We start from the raw sequence: 17,319 nt of genomic DNA, 5'->3' as shown, positions 1-17,319 counted from the left end.
CCTTATCACGCACCAGAACATGGCCTGCCGCCGACAGGCAGCTAAAGTCGTTGAGCTGTCGGTGCAACCCCAGGCCAAGCGCCTTGATATAGGCCTCTTTGCGCGTCCACAACCGGATAAACGCCGGCAGAAATGCCTCATCCGACAGCGACGCCAGCCAGTGCGCCTCATTGGGATGGAAAAAACGCGCCGCCACCGCACGCTTGCCCGTCGGATTGCCCACACACCGTTCAACATCCACGCCGACCGGGTGATGCATGGCCATGGCGAACGCCAACGCCGTTCGGGTATGCGACACATTGAACTGGATAGCGGGGTAGTCCGCCAGGAACGGCTTGCCGTGGGCATTACGCTCAAAACGTAGCGCCTGCGGCATCTGGCGGCAGATCGGCGCCAGCAATAACCGCAGGATGCCCCAGGCCTGCTGGGACAGCGTCATCGCCGTATCGACATCGACGCCGGCAGCCTGACGAATCGCCGCCTGTCGCGCCGCGCTCGCCAGACTATCCACCGGCGCGACGACGCACAAAGGCTGATGCGGCTCATCGCTGGGCAGTTCATCCCAACGGCAGGAAGATATTGACGATGCATCCTTCCGCATCTTTGCGATTCTCCAGTGTCAGATGTCCGCCATGTCCCTCGACAATCTGTCGGCACAAAATCAACCCGATGCCGCTGCCGTGATTTTTGGTGGTATAAAACGGGACAAACAGGTTTTCGATATTCGCCACACCCTTACCCTGATCAATGATTTCAATGTGCAGTTGCCGGGCCACCACTGTCCAGCGCAGTACGATTTCGCCGACGCCCGGCTCCATGGCCTCATCCGCATTTTTCATCAGATTGATGAACATCTGCTGCATTTGGTTGGCGTCCACCGCAACCATCAACGGCGATTCGCCGGAAAAAACCAACCGACGTTGCGGGAACAACATCGCCATTTGCGTCATCAATAGTGTGACATCGCAAGGCTGTTTGCTGGGCGGCGGCAACCGGTTGAGCTGACGGTAGCTCCCGACAAAGGCGATTAAATCGCGGGCGCGATTGTTGATGATTTCCATGCCGTTCACCAGATCCGGCGCCGCAGGATGCTGGGTATCTTTGCGGAATACCTGCAACAACGTCTGGCTGATGGAGGCGATCGGCGTCAGTGAGTTGTTGATTTCATGGCTGATCACCCGCAACAGGTTCTGCCAGGTTTTCTGTTCTTCATTCCGCAACAGTTTGCTGACGTCGCTGATAAACAATAGGTGATTCTGCCGGCCATCCTCCATATAGGAATCATGCCGTATCTGGAACATCCCTTGTGCACTGGGGAAGCGCCAATCGATCGGCTCTGCACCGGAGGACTGCTGCAACAACCCTTCCAGCCCGAACTCCGCCGCCGGTTGGCCGACCAGCAATTTGACGGGTTTATTCAGCAATGCGGAGGCGGCATCGTTACACCACATCACACGCTGCTCGGCATCCAGGGCAAACACGCTGACGCTGATATTGGAAATCACCTTGTGGAGTACGTAGTAGGTTTCTTGCTGTTGTTGACGGCTACGCGCCATCGTGCCGGATAACTGGTTGATTTGACGGATCAGATTGTCGAACGCGCCTTTTCCTTTGGTCACGCCGCGCAGGCTGAAATTCTCCTGCCCCAGCGCTTCCAACAGGTTGGAGACGACATGAATCCTGGCATTCAACCGCTCGGAAAAAGTAAAACTGCTGTAAATCAGACACAGCACGATGATGAACACCGTCAGTATTTTCAGATACACCGACTGGTCGGGGAAAAACCACAGCAAAAAGTACCCCAGTAATCCGACAAATGCGGCGATGTTCAGGGATAGCAGATGAGGCGGTTCAAAGGAGGTATCGAGTTTACTCATGATTAATCTTGTACTTTTCCAGTCGCCGGTAGAATGCACTGCGACTTAACCCCAGCGATTGCGCGGCTTTGACCGCGTTGCCCTCGAACTTTGTCATACGCTGACTCAGCAAACGCTCTTCGATATCCGCCAGCGTGGCGTCCGAGCTGAACTCCGCCTCCGCCCTGAACGTTTTCTGCGACATCGTCGGTAACGAGGGGAAAATATCATCGCTGTTGAGCCGGGATGCCGCACACAACAGAACGGCACGCTCCAGCAAGTGACTCAGTTCGCGAACATTTCCCGGCCAGTGATAACGGAACAGCGCCGCTTGCCCCGACGGGCTGAGCGCGGGTACCGGCTTATTGTATTTTCTGGCATAGCGCTCAATAAAATTCAACGTCAGCGGTACGATATCCTCCTGACGCTCCGCCAACGACGGCAGGTGCAACTCGATGGTATTGAGCCGGTAGTAGAGATCCTGACGAAAGGTGCCTTCCGCTACCCGTTCGGCAAGATTGGCGTTGGTGGCGGCAACGATACGGCAGTGGGTTTTCAGGGTGCGGGAGGAACCGACCCGTTCAAAACAGCGCTCTTCCAGAATACGCAACAGCTTGCTCTGCTGCGTCATGGGCAGGTTGCCGATCTCGTCCAGAAACAGCGTGCCCTTGTCCGCCAATTCGAAACGCCCGACGCGGCTTTCCCGTGCGTCGGTAAAGGCGCCTTTTACATGACCGAACATTTCACTTTCGAACAGATTCTCGTTGATGCAACCCATATTTACCGACACCAAACTCTCATCGCGCCGGGAGGACAGTTGATGAATCACGCGCGCCAGCAGGCTTTTGCCGGTACCGTTCTCACCGAGGATCAAAATATTGGTGTCAGTGACCGCCACCTGTTCCACCATTCGCATCAGTTGCTGCATCTGAGACGATTCGATCACCCATTCGCCGTTGAAGTCATCTTCCAGCGCCAGCTTCAACAGTTTGTTCTCTTCTTTCAACCGTTTACCTGAACGCTGGCTGCGGCTGAAACTGATCTGCTGACGCAGAATGCTCAGCAGGCGCTCGTTATCCCAGGGTTTCTGGATGAAATCGACCGCGCCGGTCTGCATCGCACTGACGGCGATATCCACACTGCCCCAGCCGGTCATCGCTACCACCGGCAGGTACTCGTCGTACTTTTTGATCTCTTCCAGCAAGATCAACCCTTCCTGCCCGGACGTCGTGTCCCGCTGGTAATTCATGTCCATCAGGATCACATCGAAATCATGCTGGGAAAGTTGAAGAGGAACCTGTTCAACGGTGGATGCCAGAGTGACCTGATACCCTTCCATCGACAGCAACATCTGCAAACTGGCCAGAATATGCGCGTCATCATCAACAATCAGAACATGTTGCTTATCCGCCATGTGGGTCCTTTATCACGCTGGGTTATACCGAAGTGTTATACCGATCGACAACCATACACCACAACGCTTATGCGCGGTTGACTGCCAGACCAGAGGCCAGTTTATGGTTGAGATCGCTCCGCGAAATAGCCGCTGGCCGCCGCCACGCATCATTACGGCATCCCCGACGCCGCCAGTCGGAGCGACGGGCAAAACCAGGGTGGGAAGTCCCCGCTGTGTTTGCCCGTCTAGCCAAGTATGACAGCTTGTGGCGACAATTAACGACTCCTGTGCGGAAAACAGGAACCTTAAGGATGCTATCGGGAGTGTCTGCGCCGCTTACTCGTAACGGATCGCCTCGCCGGGTTTCATCATGATCGCCCTGCGCGAAGGGATCCAGGTGGCCAGCGAAACCGTTATCAGGATGAAAAACGCAACCGACAAAAACAGCAGGATAAATCCACTGCTGCCGTCACCGTATACCCGGTTGATTTTTGGTGCGGCAAAAATGGCAAGTGGTAATCCCAGAGCAAGACCGACAAACAATTGCTTCAGCCCAGAGAACATCAGCATGCGCATGAGGTTGGTTGGCGACGCGCCTAGTGCTTGCCGAATACCTATTTCCTGAGTGCGCTGGTTAATCGCATTCTGTGTAACACCATAAATACCACTGGCTGCCAACACCATTGCCGCCAGACCAAATAGCAGAAACAAGTTAGTGACAAACTCCACACCCGCAGTATTTCGGATCAGCATATCACTCAGCATTTGTGGCTGACTCATTCCAACACTTGGATTCACCTGCCGAATAACCTGCTGCATCATAGGAGCCACTTGTTGCTGCTGAGTAGTTTTTAACATCAACGTTAATGGCGGATTATCCTGCTGTAATTGCAATAATGAGCGATAAACGGTTGGCCGACTTTTGAATTCACTAAAAGGGCGGCCGTGAATAATATGCGGGGCAACACCAATTATGGTAAACCAACGACTATCATTCCCATCAATAAAACGAATTTTTTTACCAATAACACTTTTTTCACCGGGCCAATACCGTTGAGCAAAAGAATTGCTGACGACGGCAACGGGTAAAGAATTACTATCATCATTAAATGAAAACTCTCTCCCATATAAAACCGCCGCACCAATTTCTGACAAATTACCCGGCATTAATTTTATGTCATTTACCAGTGAATAGGGCTGAGGTTCTTTAGTATTGCTAAGTAAATCTTCCGTAGTGACCTGATGTGGAAAAGTAAACTGCCCCGGTGCGTTAGAAATTAGAGCACCACCGCTCACCCCAGGAATTTTTTTTAATATTTCCATTGTTTTTATATAAAAATCACCGCGACTTTTGCTATCAGGATAATTATCCTTACTAAGACTGATTTGACTAACAAGATAATTATCAATAGGTACCCCATAGTCTGCTTTTGTCGCGCGAATGACTAAAAAAAGTAATAATACGCTGATACACAGAATAGAGCAGGATAATGCAACTTCAACCACAACTAACGTTCGACTAAATTTACCCGTTCTTCTCCCTTGATCGCTATTTGCACCATCACGCAGTGCATAAGCAAACTGTCCATTCGCTACTTTCCAGGCAGGCAATGCGCTCGTTACCAATGCGGTGATAATGACCAATACAATAGCATCAATAATGACCTCTCCATCCAGCGACAAATGCCACCACACAGGAATTTTATTCGGAACAAATTTGGGGAATATATAGTTTGTGATATCTAGCCCCCAAGAAGCTAATAGCACACCGATAATTCCTGCTACCGTACAAATAATCAGACTCTCCCACACCATTTGTAATAATAGCCGCGATGTAGGAGAACCCAACGCAACCCTAATAGCAATTTCCCTTGTACGGCGATTAGAGCGTGCAAGCAGCAGGTTCCCAACGTTGCAACATGCCAGCAAGAGAACAAAACCTACGGCTGACAACATAACCAGAAATGATTGGGCCGTTTCCTCTCCGGTAAAACTTTCCTGAAAGGACAGCACCTTGACAGAAATTTCTTTCTTATCATTGGGAGCCTCGCCCACGACACCCCGCATAATGCCATCAAGTTCACGATCGGCATCCACAGGCTTACGTTTTTTCGCCAAATGTGCAAAAACAAAAACCTCCGGCGCTTTTTCCCGTTTCAAAGTCGATGCGGCTGGAATAGCGGCAGGCAACCACAAGTCATGATAAAAGGGAAACGCAAAGCCTTTTGGCATCACACCAACAATCTGTGTATTTACGCTATTAATTTTTACCGTCAGGCCAACAATATCACCACGTCCCTGAAAATATTTCTGCCAAAGGTCATAGCTGATAATCGCGACAGGAAGGGCATTTTCCGCCATATCCTGGTCATCAAAAGCACGCCCGAGTAATGGATGGACACCGGTATAGCTGAACATGCTCGGTGTATTTCGCACGGCAATATATCGCACGGAGGTATCTTCCGTTTTCAAATCGATATATTCGGCATAAAAATAACTCATATCTTCAAGCGTTCTGGCTCGCTGGCGAATCAATTCGTAGTCAAGAAAATTTACGCCATAGTCATTAAATGTTTCGCCATTTACCGTCGGTGTCAACAACACCATACCGCTACCATTCGGGTACGGTAACGTTTTATACATAATGGTGTTGATGATGGAAAACATATAAAGCGCAAGCCCCAGTCCGCACGCCATTACGGTAATGGTCAATACGCTGAAACCGGGGCTTTTCAACAGCAGCCGCAGAGCATAACGGATATCAAACCATATGTTCATGCTGTTATACCGCCTGCAGCAGTTGGCTGTTCCCGCCATCAGCCACCACCTGCCCGTCGGACAGCACAATGGTGCGCTGAGCGCGCATGGCAGATCGGGGATCGTGGGTCACAATACAAATGGTTGCACCGTCCTGATGTAATTCGTCCAAAATGTTCATTACCGCTTCAGCGTTGGCGGAATCCAGATTGCCGGTCGGCTCATCGGCCAACAGCAACGAAGGCCGCCCAACGATGGCGCGAGCCACAGCCACCCGCTGCTGTTGGCCACCGGAAAGCTGGGAGGGATAATGCCGCACACGGTGGGACATACCGACCTTCTCCAACGCCTGAATCACCCGCGCTTTTTGCTCCGAACGGGAGATGTCATTACGGTAAGTCAATGGCAATGCGACATTTTCCTCAATGGTCAGATCGCTTATCAGGTTGAAAGACTGAAAGATAAAACCGATTTCTCTGTTGCGCAGGCGCGCCATCTCCTTACGGCTGATAAATTCGATATCCGTACCATTCAACCAGTAGTGCCCTTCGGTAGGCGTATCCAGCAATCCCATAATCGACAATAGCGTAGACTTGCCGCAGCCGGACGGGCCGGCAATGGAAACGTACTCACCCGAATGAATGGAGAGATTTATCTTGCTAAGGGCATGAGTCTCGATTTCATCGGTAAGGAAGATTTTATGCACATTATCAAGTTGAACCAGCACCGTCATGGGAAATCCTCAGAATATAAATAAAATCAGCCTTCCGCGGCCGATGATATCTTATAGTCTTTCTTGCGATTACTTTTTATCTCTGGTTTTAAGAATACGCAAAATTCTCCTGAAAAACACCGAACGCCCTCCCTCTACATTTTCTCGCCGGATAGGTTTCTCCGCTACCTGACGGACAATACCGTCCTATTTCACGCCGCACCGCTGCTTCCACCATTTACGGAACAATAATCCCATTAACGAAACGAATTTCGTCCCAAGAATGGGACTATTTACCAAAAATCGTAACGAATTCCCTTGATATACCGGCTTTCCATACATGGCATGTTATTTGCGTTAAATCGTTTGCTCGTTGCTGTAAGGACAATAATTAACAACCCCTCACCGTTGTATGGATATTCGTCTGTAGCCGGATCCAGATACGAGGAAATTATTTTGGGATGACACCATGAACCTACAGAATACATACGCTCACACACTGGATAACGACAGTTTCAATAATAATCTCATTCAGGATATGTATCGCCGGCATCCGCAATTACGCAAAACGCTGGCATCCAGCAGCAAAGCCACCAATCTGGCGGTGATTATCGACTATATTATAGACAACATCGGTAACAATATTACGCTGGAAAATCTTGAACAGGTCAGTGGAAAATCGAAATTCGACATCTGCAGATTATTCAATCAGATATATAATATTACACCCATGCGTTGGATCTGGCGCGTCCGCCTGACGTTAGCGAAGGAAATCATCCATATTTCCCCCAACTGGTCGTTAACCGATATTTGCTATGCCTGTGGATTTTCGTCGTTACCTCATTTCTCGCGCTGCTTTACCAAAACCTACAATATTCCACCGCTGAAATACCGTAAGGCCGTGTTTCAGGATAAAGAAGCCGCCCGCGTTATTAACAATACCAGCTTCGATATTATTTTCGGTCGGCAGCGTCACCTGTTTTCGCGCCATGTTCTGTTGGATAACATTCAAAATATCGCCAACTGACCCGGGGGCGTCACAGCCAGAAAATCCAGAATACGCCGGTGTACCAGAGGACTGCGTAAAATACCCAGGTGGCCCAAGCCTCGGGTATAAAACAGTTCGCTGCAACGTAAGGCGCCATGCAGCGTCTGCGCAGTCTGCGGCGCAACCCTGGCATCCTGCAAATCATGGCAAATCAACGCCGGGCAGAACAGCGAACGGTAAATTTCCGGCCCGACGTTGTCTGGATGAAAGCCGAAACGCTGCGCATACAGCGCTTTCATCGGCACCGCCAACGCGGGCGCGACTCCCGTTCCCGCCAGAAAGCGATCAATCATCGCGCCCAGATTATCCGGGCTCGCCAACAGCACCAGCCGCTCGGCGGCGAGCCCTTGTACCATGGCCAACGCACTAATAAGTCCTCCGCTGGAATGGCCGATCACCGCGTCGAACGGCCCATACTGCTTCCCCAGCATAAGCACCAGTTCCGCCAACTCATAGTTGGACACGCGATCCCCTTCCGACACCCCATGCGCTGGCAGATCCGGCATCACGATGCCGAACCCTTGCGCTTTCAACGCCTCGCACAACGGGCGAAACATGATGCCGCGCCCCTCCCAGCCATGCACCAGCAGCACATTTCTCAGCGGCGCGCCCCGTGCTGGAAACCAACGGAAAACGCACACCCGCCGACGCTGAAACAGCAGTTCTTCCTGATCAAATGCCGCCAGGTAATCGCGATCCATCTGCTTGTAAGAAAAATAGCGGGTTGACTCAAACAAACGCAGCAAATACCCGGCTGCCAGACGCTGAGAAAATCGTTGCAACAGCCAGAGATCCGCCATGCGTAACCGGTGGCAAACCTGCTGGTAATGGGTATCGGGTTTGATTTTTATCCGCAGCAATAACGAAGGCCGCCGTTTCAACCAGACCAGTACGCGGTAATAACTGTAATGAACCTGCGCAAACAGCCACAGCAGGGGATAGCACAGATCATACAGCAGCATCCCGCTCCCCCAATGATTTCAATAACAAGCGATACTCTCGCAGGAAAACTACCGCATACAGCACGCTAAAAGACACCATCAGACCGGCAAGCGCCCTAATGTCATCAAAGTACGACCTGGTGGTCAGCACGACGCCCGCCATGGCGAGTTCCAGAACCAGGGTAAATAACAACACGCGCTTTCCCCGTTCTAACTGCTCCAGCAGCGTCTGCAACGCCGCCACCAACGACGTCAGGAAAAACGTAGGCAATAGCAACAACAGCACCGTCTGGCTGGCATGACGGATCACCGCATCGTTGGACAACCCATCCAGTACGCCGGTACGGATCGCCCCCACCGCCAACGTCAGGCACAAACAGACCAATACAACCAGCCATAACCCACTTTTCAACAACCCAGCCAGCGCCACGACCGAAGCCGTTTTCAAGCGTTGATTAGACAAAATGGCGATGGCGGATCCCAATGCCACGGCAGGGATGATGAAAAAAGCCCGCAGCTTGATAACGATCAGGAACGCCGGCAACATCCCTTCTCCCGCGCGGGCCACCATCGGAAAGATCACCATCGAACTGAAGAAAACCACCACCATGGAGAAAAACACCGGGATGCCGGCATTGGTCAGCAACGCCAATAGCCGGGGCAAAAACGCCTGCGGGCGATCGTCAGGCCGGTCGGCGGTGCGCGCCTGACGGCGTACCAGAACAAAAACCAGCGGCAGCAACGGCGCTGCGGCGACGGCGTTTGCCAGCAGCACGGCATCGAACCCCAACTGATAGTGCTGAAAACCCACAAAACACAGCAGGGCGTTGCCCAGGATGTAAGCGCACATCAGCAGCATGGCCGCCGCGGTACGGCCCTGACCGCGTAACGCGGCATTCCCCACCTCCAGCAACATGAAAGGCGTCATGGAAAGCAGATACCAGGGGGCCGAGGAGCGCATCAGCGACGGATCCGAACTCCCCATCCAGCTCGACAACGGAGAGGCCAGCAGATAGCACAGCGCCGCCGCCGCCGTTGTGGCCAGCAGCCCCAATCCCCCGGACAGCAACGTGCTGTGCCAAATGCGGCCACGGGGCCAGTCATGTCGGGAACGGGCGCTAAACACCTGATTAGTGATCGCCACGCATTCCATAATGGCGATAAACAGAAAATTGAACGGTTGCAACAAAGAAAGCGTCGACAATGTCTGGCTTTCCGCCCCGTTTCCCAATATCGCGATCTGCAGATTCTGGGAAAGGGAAACGACAATGGCAGTCACCATCATCGGCCATGCCAACACGACGATCTGGAGCACATCGCCGTGCACAGACGATGTTCGGCGGGTCATCACTCGCGAAATCAGGCCCATTCTCGCTTCCTTACCGGTCGTCAGGCTGCAGCCAGGCAACTGGCCTTGCCGTAGATGCTGTACAGCATCATGGAAAAATAGGAGAGGCTATGGGTATTGCCGAGCAGAAAACCGTGACCGCCCATCATTTTCTCCGCGTCATTGCTAAGCTGCGTGATCTGGTAATGGTCGTCCTCCAGGCCAAGCATATCGCCCGCTTGCAGGCGCTGCTGCTGCTGTTCCAACAGCAGCGCGGCCCTGCCCGCCACATCGGCGAAACTGGCCTTAATCAGTTGGTGCCGGGTCGTTTTGGCGCCGAAGCTGGTTCTGCCGGATAAGTGCTGCCAGCTCATGGCCTGCATGCGAGCCAGAATGCCGAGCCGCGCCACACAGACCAGCAAAGGGAAATGAGCCGGCAGGGATAGCGTCTCCTGACTCCGCACCACATCCAACTCCAGGTGCGTCAATACCCGGTCGAACAGCCGTTGCGGCTGGCCCGCGTCAGGGATCCGGCCGATTTCCTGAATCTGGTAGCCTATCTGATGAAGATAATGCCTGGCGCCGGATGCGGGTTGCAGCAACAACGTCAGCGCCTCCGCCAACGGACGATCACGGAAGGCCGTCCAGATTTGCCCGATATGCTCAGCCGACATGACGCACCTCCTGCATGACATTGCTATTCAGCCATGAAATCAGGCCGCCGACTGTACTAAAGGTTTCCATATTAATCTGGTCGGGGTCGAACAGCAGGCCTTCAATTTTATCTTCCAGCGTTAACAGAAATTGCACGAACATCACGGAATCCAGATCGAGATCATTATCCAAATCCGTACTTTCATTAATTTCAATCTCATCGTTATCCATAACTTCACGTAATGCCTGTTGAATTACCGCTAATGTCGCAGACATACCCTTCTCCTATTAAATATCTGTGTGCTGTATCAGTGCGCAAGAAAGCGTGACGCCCATCCCGATGGAAAAACAGAAATAGTTTCTCGCGCGACTGGTTGTCTTAAGTAATGAAGAAAAATTAAATAACACGTCGGAACAATAAAGATGTCCATAATCGGCAACATTGCCATCGAATAATCGCCCGCCAATATTCAAACGCGCCGCCATTTGATTAAGTAATGGAAGATTAAGATTACAGGGTACGAAATAATCCACGTCTTCCGGGTTTATTCCCGACAGCCTGACGGAATGCGAAACAAAATCGCATAATTCTCCCAACAAACAATCATTGAGATCCGCTTTTTCCTGACGGGTCATATTGTCGGCATTGTTATAAAACCGGCTTAAATGCTTTACCGCTGTAAACGTGACCTGCCAAGGGCTGTGCCGCGCATTAAATAATGCGGCGACAGGTAATTCTCCTTGTACGCCAACGGTGAAACGATTTATTTCGGGATGAAACGCCTTCTCTCCCGTTAATACAATAATTGGTATATTTCGCCTTACCGCCCCTTGCCTGATCAAATGCAATGCCGATAGCGCGGAAGCGCAATGATTCAGGCTCAGCGTCATGACATCCCAGTTGGCGAGCCGCTGCCGGATAAGAATACTACCCAGCCAGTCCCGATCGAAAAAGGTGTTGTGGGTTTGTGTTTTGGCATAAATCACCACCCCTTCCCGCTGGCGTAATTCGGGCCATTCTGCCGCCAAACTAGCCACAACCGATTCCAGCATCACTTCATGGCTGGCCGGGTGCATAGGCACCGTTCTCAACTGGTAGAACTTTTCCATCACGCGGCACTGGCCCGCTTTCAGCCGATGCGAATCACCCAATTCGCTCAGGGGAACTCGCCGGATAGCCGAGGGTGCATCGTGATAGATAGCGTTAAGGCAAAACACACCGGTTTCCGATGGAATGTGCACGGCTCCCGTCCCATTTTCGCGCATACGCTACTATTTCCGGACACTTTGCCAATAAACAGATTTAATTTTTATCCGGAATTGCTGGCGTCGGCGTTTCAGGAGACTCTCCGTCCCGCTAATGGGATTAGGGCTGAAAATCCGGAACAGAACGATAAAAACAGCAAAAAAATGGAAGAATGAACTTAAGGCCGGTCAATCCCGCGCCAATAAATCCATGCCAAAACCGGGGGGTTGTCTGTTGAGACCCAAAAAGTAGGCATTACTGCGGGAACCGCCCCGCCTTACCCGGCCTGAGTAACCGGCTTACGCCCCGGTCAGACGCGAATAAGACAGGGTAAAAAAGCGCTGCCGTTCCGGTGTGCCGCTGATTAATCCGGGGACGACATTCCGCTACGCCACGCGACAACTCAGCCGTTACGCCCGAGTTGCGCTTTTCTCTTCAGGAACGCTAAATCCTGGGCGGCAATGACAGCGCCGAAAATGAGAACAACGCCGAGCAGCTGTGCGCCGGACAATCCCTGAGACAAAAACAGAAACCCCAGTAACAGGGCAACGAGCGGGCTAAGGAAACTCAGCATCGACATAGCGACCGGCGAATGCGCCTCTACGCCGGAAAACCACATGAAATAAGCCAACAGCGACCCAGGTATCGCCAGATAAAAATAACCGGCCGCATTTATCAGGGAGAAATGAACCGGAAACGACTCCACCATCAATTGGAGCGGCAGAATAACGATACCGCCGCAAAATAGCTGCCAGCCGGTGAACGTCAGCATCGACATCCCTGGCGGGCGCCCCCATTTTTTGGTCAGCACCAGACCCGACGCCATGCTGCATGTCGCCAGCATCGCCGCCATCAGGCCCTCTGGGTTCAGTGGCGCGTCGGGCAACGAAATCAACAGCACAATCCCCGCGCCGCCCATGGCGGCGGCCATCACCTGCTGCTTCACGATGGGTTGCGCCAACAGCAGGCATGACAACACGATCACCACCAGCGGCTGAAAAGAGCCGACCAATGCCACCACGCCTCCCGGCAATCTGTAGGCGGCGAAAAACAACATGACAAAGAAAATACCGATGTTAAGCGCCCCCAGGACAAACAAGCGCCGCAGCCAATAGCGACTCGGCATGGAGGTACCGGCGATAAGCATCAGCCCCGGCGGCAAAGCACGAACCAACGCCGCCAGCAATGGCCTGTCGGCCGGCAAAAATTGGGTGGTGACAAAATACGTTGTCCCCCAGACACAGGGCGCGTAAAACGCGAAATGCTTAAGTCTCATAGCCCCTCCTTCGACAATGTGCCAATCCATGAACAACGAGCCGTCGTATCGCGTAAAAAGAGACACATCCGGCGCAACCTTCCTGCCTGAACCACAGCCTGGCGATAGGCCGGTATGAGGTTAACCGATCATATATTTCATTGTCGAAATATATTTTTTGGTAATTTACTTAACGGTAATATATTAGATTGAATTTTTCTCTATTGAATATTAGAGTCATGCGTATCGCGTTCAGGAGTTTTCATCGCGTATGACGAATAGGGACAGACAAGACAGACATACTCGCTGATTCAAGGATATCGCCGAAATGCCACGCTACCTGGAAGTATCTGATATTATTAAACAATGGGAACAGGAACGTCCGGATCTGGATGTCAGCCCCATGCTGCTCATCGGGAGTCTATCCCGCGTCAGCCTGCTGATTGACCGGGCGTTAGACAGGGTTTTCAGCCAGCATCACTTAAGCGCCAGAGAGTTCGACATTCTGGCCACCTTGCGCCGCAGCGGCGCGCCGTATGCCATCAGCCCGACGCAAATCGTCAATGCGTTGATGATCAACAACAGTACGCTAACCAGCAGGTTGGATCGTCTTGAGAGCGCCGGATGGCTGCGGCGGGTTCCCATTCAGGGAGATCGGCGCTCCGTGAACATCCAGCTTACGGATGAAGGGTTCGCACTCATCAACCAGGTGGTGGCTGAGCATGTCGAAAATGAAAGGCAGCTGCTTTCCCTCTTCAGTGATGAAGAAAAAGTCACGTTACGCACGTTGCTCTCTCGTTTTGAAAAACACCTGAACACCACCGACTGACCGGCCTGACAGCCGATTCGAGCCATCAAAAAAGGGCATACGTGTATGCCCTTTCGTTGTAACGCCGACCGGCGTTATTTGGCGGATTTGTCCTGCAACTGCGAGTTGCCGCTCACCAACGGTACACCGGTATTGCCGGAGGAAAGCAGGCCGGTTTCCGCATAGTTGAACAGTTTTTCGCGCGTATCGATGATATCCAGGTTACGCATGGTCAACTGGCCGATACGGTCATCCGGCGAGAATACGGATTCGCCTTTTTCCATGGTGAGACGCTCCGGCTTGTAGGTCAGGTTATCGGAGACGGTATTCAGAATGGAATAATCATTGCCGCGACGCAGTTCGAGGGTGACTTCGCCAGTAATAGCGCTAGCGACCCAACGCTGCAACGCATCACGCAACATCAGCGCCTGCGGATCGAACCAGCGCCCCTGATACAGCAGACGGCCCAGCTGACGACCGTGGGCGTGATACTGCTCGATAGTGTCTTCGTTGTGGATACCCGTCACCAGGCGCTCATAGGCGATATGCAGCAACGCCATCCCCGGGGCTTCATAGATACCGCGGCTTTTCGCTTCAATGATTCGGTTCTCGATCTGATCGCTCATGCCGAGACCATGACGGCCGCCGATGCGATTGGCTTCCAGCATCAGTTCAACGTCGTCAGTGAATGTTTTGCCGTTCAGCGCCACCGGGTAGCCGCGTTCGAAACGCACGGTCACTTCTTCCGCCGGGATGTGTACGTTTTCGTCCCAGAACTTCACACCCATGATGGGATTAACGATTTTCACGCTGGAATTCAGGAACTCCAGATCCTTGGCCTCATGCGTCGCCCCCAGCATGTTGGAATCGGTGGAGTAGGCTTTCTCGGCAGACATCTTATAGTTGAAGCCCGCTTGCGCCATAAACTCGGACATTTCCTGACGGCCGCCCAATTCATCAATGAAATCCGTATCCAGCCAAGGTTTGTAGATCTTCAGCTCAGCATTGGTCAGCAGACCATAGCGATAAAAACGCTCGATATCGTTACCTTTGTAAGTGCTGCCGTCACCCCAGATATTCACGCCGTCTTCTTTCATCGCCGCCACCAGCATGGTGCCAGTCACCGCACGGCCCAATGGGGTGGTGTTGAAGTACGTCATACCGCCGGTGGTGTTGTGAAACGCACCGCACTGGATTGCCGCGATGCCTTCAGCCACCAGTTGCTTACGACAGTCGATCAGACGGGCGTTTTCCGCGCCATACTCCTTGGCGCGGCGCGGAATGGCCTCGTAATCATCCTCATCCGGCTGCCCCAGATTTGCCGTATAGGCGTAGGGTACGGCCCCTTTCTGACGCATCCAGAGTAAGGCGGCGCTGGTATCCAGACCACCGGAGAATGCGATGCCAATCCGCTGACCAACCGGAAGATGTTTCAGAATCGTCGTCATAACTATTAGTCCCTGCTCGAGTTCGGTGGCGTGAAGCTTAGCAGCCCGCCGGTTTACGCAATACATGAGAATACATTGAAGCAACCAGGATCACGATGGCGCCGTTGGGATGGCGTTTTCATCATCACGCTCATCAATGCATATTTATGCAAAATATATGATTTATAATTTAATCATCTTTTTTTGCCGACCGGAAGAGAAGAGCGGGATTTTTGGAGGAAAATTTCGTAGATACAGTAAAACCGGCGTTGAAAACGCCGGTTGAAAGCGGTGATAACCCAACAAGGGTCGGAATGAACACCTCGACGCAATGACATGGGACGCAGATTAGAAGAAATTCAATCGACCAGCGCCGTGAACCAGCATATAGGCGCCGACCAGAGCAATCAGCAGGCTGGAAAAATAAGGCGCACGACGCGCCAGCGTCGAAAATCCCGACCAGCGTCGGCTGACCTGCTTCACGCTGATCGCCGCTCCCACGCCGACGGCAACCAGCGTCAGCGCCAACCCGATGCTGAAGCACACCACCAACGCCGCTCCCAACGAAAACGCCTTCACCTGAAGACACAACAACAAGACGGTGATCGCCGCCGGGCAAGGCAGCAGCCCGCCGGTCAGCCCGAATAATAAAATCTGGCCATTGGTTGCCCGCCCATCGGCAAACCGGCGGCGAATTTCGCTGGCGTGAGCCTGCTCATGGGCGTCTTGATATTCGTCGTTATGCCCCACAGGTTGTCCATGCCCGTCGTCGGAAAAGACCAATGGGTAATCATGGTGATAGTCGCCGTGGCCCAGGGTCAGAGACGCCAGAAAACTGTGCGGCTCCGGGATGGTCTGCGCCGACTCCAGATACCCCTCGCGCTCGACAAAACAGAAGCGCTGTCGTTCGCCTGCCGACCGTTCCGTCTCTACGTATACCTGTTCCGCCGCCCACTGCGCACCGGATAACGCTGTCAGTCGCCAGCGCGGTTCACCGGTTTCTTCAATGATCGTCAGCATCACCCGACCGTGGCCGGTATCGACGATACGCTGCTCGTCATGGTGGTGCTCATGGTGGTGGTGCTCATGGTGATGCGTATCCCATTGCCGCTCCCCCTGCCAGGTTCGCCAAAACATCCAGGCCGCCGTGCCAAGAATGATGAAACCAGAGCACAGTTGTAACCAGGGCTCCGTCGCTTCCGCAGTAAAGGCGTTGCTCAAATACATGCCGCCCAGCGCGATCAACCAGACTACGACGGTATGCGACAGCGTAGCCGCCAGCCCCAGCATGATCGCCTGCCGCACCGTCCCCTGAATGGCAATAATAAACGCGGCCATCATGGTCTTCGAATGACCGGGTTCCAAACCGTGTAATGCGCCCAGCAACACCGCGCTGGGAATAAACAGCCAGGCATTGGCTACGCCCTGCTGCAAAAGAGAGACGAAATCAGTCATAGTGAGCATCCGTGTCCGGCGTTTACATGCCTGGATAGAGTGAAAGGAAATGAGAATCAGTTTTATACTATACCCCAGTATATTATGAGACAACCCCGGAGTATTTCATGCCTCATACGATTAAAGACAAAAAGAAGTTGTTGACCCGAGTCAGACGCATAAAAGGCCAGGCGGAAGCGCTGGAAAAAGCGCTGGATAGCGGCCACAGCGAATGCCTGCAAATACTCCAGCAGATCGCCGCCATCCGCGGTGCAGTAAATGGTCTGATGAGCGAGGTGCTGGAAGGGCACATTCGGGTACATTTGATGAACGAAAATGCAGACCCCGCAGAACGGGAAACGGATTTGGATGCGATCGTGGCGGTCATCCGCTCATACCTTAAGTAACCCCCCGCGTCTACAGAGTCTGCGATCCGCAGACTCGCTTCATGATGATTT

The 17,319-nt window shown here is 52.7% G+C and carries 16 protein-coding genes; 3 read left to right on the top strand and 13 right to left on the bottom strand.

Going from position 1 to position 17,319, the window contains the following annotated elements; all coding sequences use genetic code 11:
• The 5 genes from DPA2511_RS20795 to DPA2511_RS00500 form a co-directional block, all read right to left on the bottom strand.
• The coding region (locus DPA2511_RS20795; protein WP_023638086.1) for a 4'-phosphopantetheinyl transferase family protein at nucleotides 1–601 on the bottom strand (601 nt) is incomplete at its 3' end.
• Complete coding sequence (locus tag DPA2511_RS00515) at nucleotides 558–1,877, bottom strand: sensor histidine kinase (RefSeq protein ID WP_012763740.1); 1,320 nt, start codon at nucleotides 1,875–1,877, stop codon at nucleotides 558–560. The genes DPA2511_RS20795 and DPA2511_RS00515, both read right to left, overlap by 44 nt.
• Nucleotides 1,870–3,270, bottom strand: a complete 1,401-nt coding sequence (locus DPA2511_RS00510; RefSeq protein WP_012763739.1) for a sigma-54-dependent transcriptional regulator — start codon at nucleotides 3,268–3,270, stop codon at nucleotides 1,870–1,872. Before DPA2511_RS00510 ends, DPA2511_RS00515 begins: the two co-directional genes overlap by 8 nt.
• A gap of 318 nt (nucleotides 3,271–3,588) precedes the next feature.
• The gene (locus DPA2511_RS00505; protein ID WP_012763738.1) at nucleotides 3,589–6,030 is read right to left on the bottom strand and encodes an ABC transporter permease; all 2,442 of its coding nucleotides are present in this window, start codon (nucleotides 6,028–6,030) and stop codon (nucleotides 3,589–3,591) included.
• A 4-nt stretch (nucleotides 6,031–6,034) separates the two neighbouring features.
• Nucleotides 6,035–6,742, bottom strand: coding sequence for an ABC transporter ATP-binding protein (locus DPA2511_RS00500; RefSeq protein ID WP_012763737.1), 708 nt, complete (start codon nucleotides 6,740–6,742; stop codon nucleotides 6,035–6,037).
• A 448-nt stretch (nucleotides 6,743–7,190) separates the two neighbouring features.
• Here DPA2511_RS00500 and DPA2511_RS00495 point away from each other — a divergent pair, with 448 nt between their 5' ends.
• A complete protein-coding gene (locus DPA2511_RS00495) occupies nucleotides 7,191–7,748 on the top strand; it encodes a helix-turn-helix transcriptional regulator (RefSeq protein WP_012763736.1) in 558 nt (185 codons plus the stop codon).
• Here DPA2511_RS00495 and DPA2511_RS00490 read toward each other — a convergent pair.
• The 6 genes from DPA2511_RS00490 to DPA2511_RS00465 all read right to left on the bottom strand — a co-directional run bounded on the left by DPA2511_RS00490 (nucleotide 7,730) and on the right by DPA2511_RS00465 (nucleotide 13,213).
• Nucleotides 7,730–8,731, bottom strand: coding sequence for an alpha/beta fold hydrolase (locus DPA2511_RS00490; RefSeq protein WP_012763735.1), 1,002 nt, complete (start codon nucleotides 8,729–8,731; stop codon nucleotides 7,730–7,732). The two genes, DPA2511_RS00495 and DPA2511_RS00490, sit on opposite strands and share 19 nt — an antisense overlap.
• Complete coding sequence (locus DPA2511_RS00485; RefSeq protein WP_012763734.1) at nucleotides 8,718–10,079, bottom strand: MATE family efflux transporter; 1,362 nt, start codon at nucleotides 10,077–10,079, stop codon at nucleotides 8,718–8,720. The genes DPA2511_RS00490 and DPA2511_RS00485 overlap by 14 nt, the downstream gene beginning before the upstream one ends.
• Nucleotides 10,080–10,099: 20 nt before the next feature.
• Complete coding sequence (locus tag DPA2511_RS00480; RefSeq protein WP_012763733.1) at nucleotides 10,100–10,711, bottom strand: hypothetical protein; 612 nt, start codon at nucleotides 10,709–10,711, stop codon at nucleotides 10,100–10,102.
• On the bottom strand, nucleotides 10,701–10,967 hold the full coding sequence (locus tag DPA2511_RS00475; protein ID WP_012763732.1) for a phosphopantetheine-binding protein: 267 nt from the start codon (nucleotides 10,965–10,967) through the stop codon (nucleotides 10,701–10,703). The genes DPA2511_RS00480 and DPA2511_RS00475 overlap by 11 nt, the downstream gene beginning before the upstream one ends.
• 12 nt (nucleotides 10,968–10,979) lie before the next feature.
• Nucleotides 10,980–11,801: a 3-oxoacyl-[acyl-carrier-protein] synthase III C-terminal domain-containing protein gene (locus tag DPA2511_RS00470; RefSeq protein WP_226376616.1), complete on the bottom strand. Its 822-nt coding sequence runs from the start codon at nucleotides 11,799–11,801 to the stop codon at nucleotides 10,980–10,982.
• A gap of 539 nt (nucleotides 11,802–12,340) precedes the next feature.
• A complete protein-coding gene (locus tag DPA2511_RS00465; RefSeq protein ID WP_012763730.1) occupies nucleotides 12,341–13,213 on the bottom strand; it encodes a DMT family transporter in 873 nt (290 codons plus the stop codon).
• Between the two features lie 307 nt (nucleotides 13,214–13,520).
• On the opposite strand from DPA2511_RS00465, the gene DPA2511_RS00460 reads away from it, so the two are divergent.
• Nucleotides 13,521–14,021 carry a MarR family winged helix-turn-helix transcriptional regulator gene (locus tag DPA2511_RS00460; protein WP_012763729.1) on the top strand — a complete coding sequence of 167 codons (501 nt, stop codon included), beginning with the start codon at nucleotides 13,521–13,523 and terminating at the stop codon, nucleotides 14,019–14,021.
• A gap of 74 nt (nucleotides 14,022–14,095) precedes the next feature.
• Here the strand turns inward: DPA2511_RS00460 and argG are convergent, their stop codons facing one another.
• Nucleotides 14,096–15,448, bottom strand: a complete 1,353-nt coding sequence (gene argG, locus DPA2511_RS00455) for an argininosuccinate synthase (RefSeq protein WP_012763728.1) — start codon at nucleotides 15,446–15,448, stop codon at nucleotides 14,096–14,098.
• Nucleotides 15,449–15,775: 327 nt separating this feature from the next.
• Nucleotides 15,776–16,882 carry a nickel/cobalt efflux transporter gene (locus tag DPA2511_RS00450; protein WP_023638085.1) on the bottom strand — a complete coding sequence of 369 codons (1,107 nt, stop codon included), beginning with the start codon at nucleotides 16,880–16,882 and terminating at the stop codon, nucleotides 15,776–15,778.
• 107 nt (nucleotides 16,883–16,989) lie between these two features.
• On the opposite strand from DPA2511_RS00450, the gene DPA2511_RS00445 reads away from it, so the two are divergent.
• On the top strand, nucleotides 16,990–17,268 hold the full coding sequence (locus DPA2511_RS00445) for a metal/formaldehyde-sensitive transcriptional repressor (protein WP_012763726.1): 279 nt from the start codon (nucleotides 16,990–16,992) through the stop codon (nucleotides 17,266–17,268).
• Nucleotides 17,269–17,319: the final 51 nt, after the last annotated feature.

It is taken from the genome of Musicola paradisiaca NCPPB 2511, assembly GCF_000400505.1.
GTDB lineage: Bacteria > Pseudomonadota > Gammaproteobacteria > Enterobacterales > Enterobacteriaceae > Musicola > Musicola paradisiaca.
This window is presented reverse-complemented; position numbering and strand designations above follow the sequence as displayed.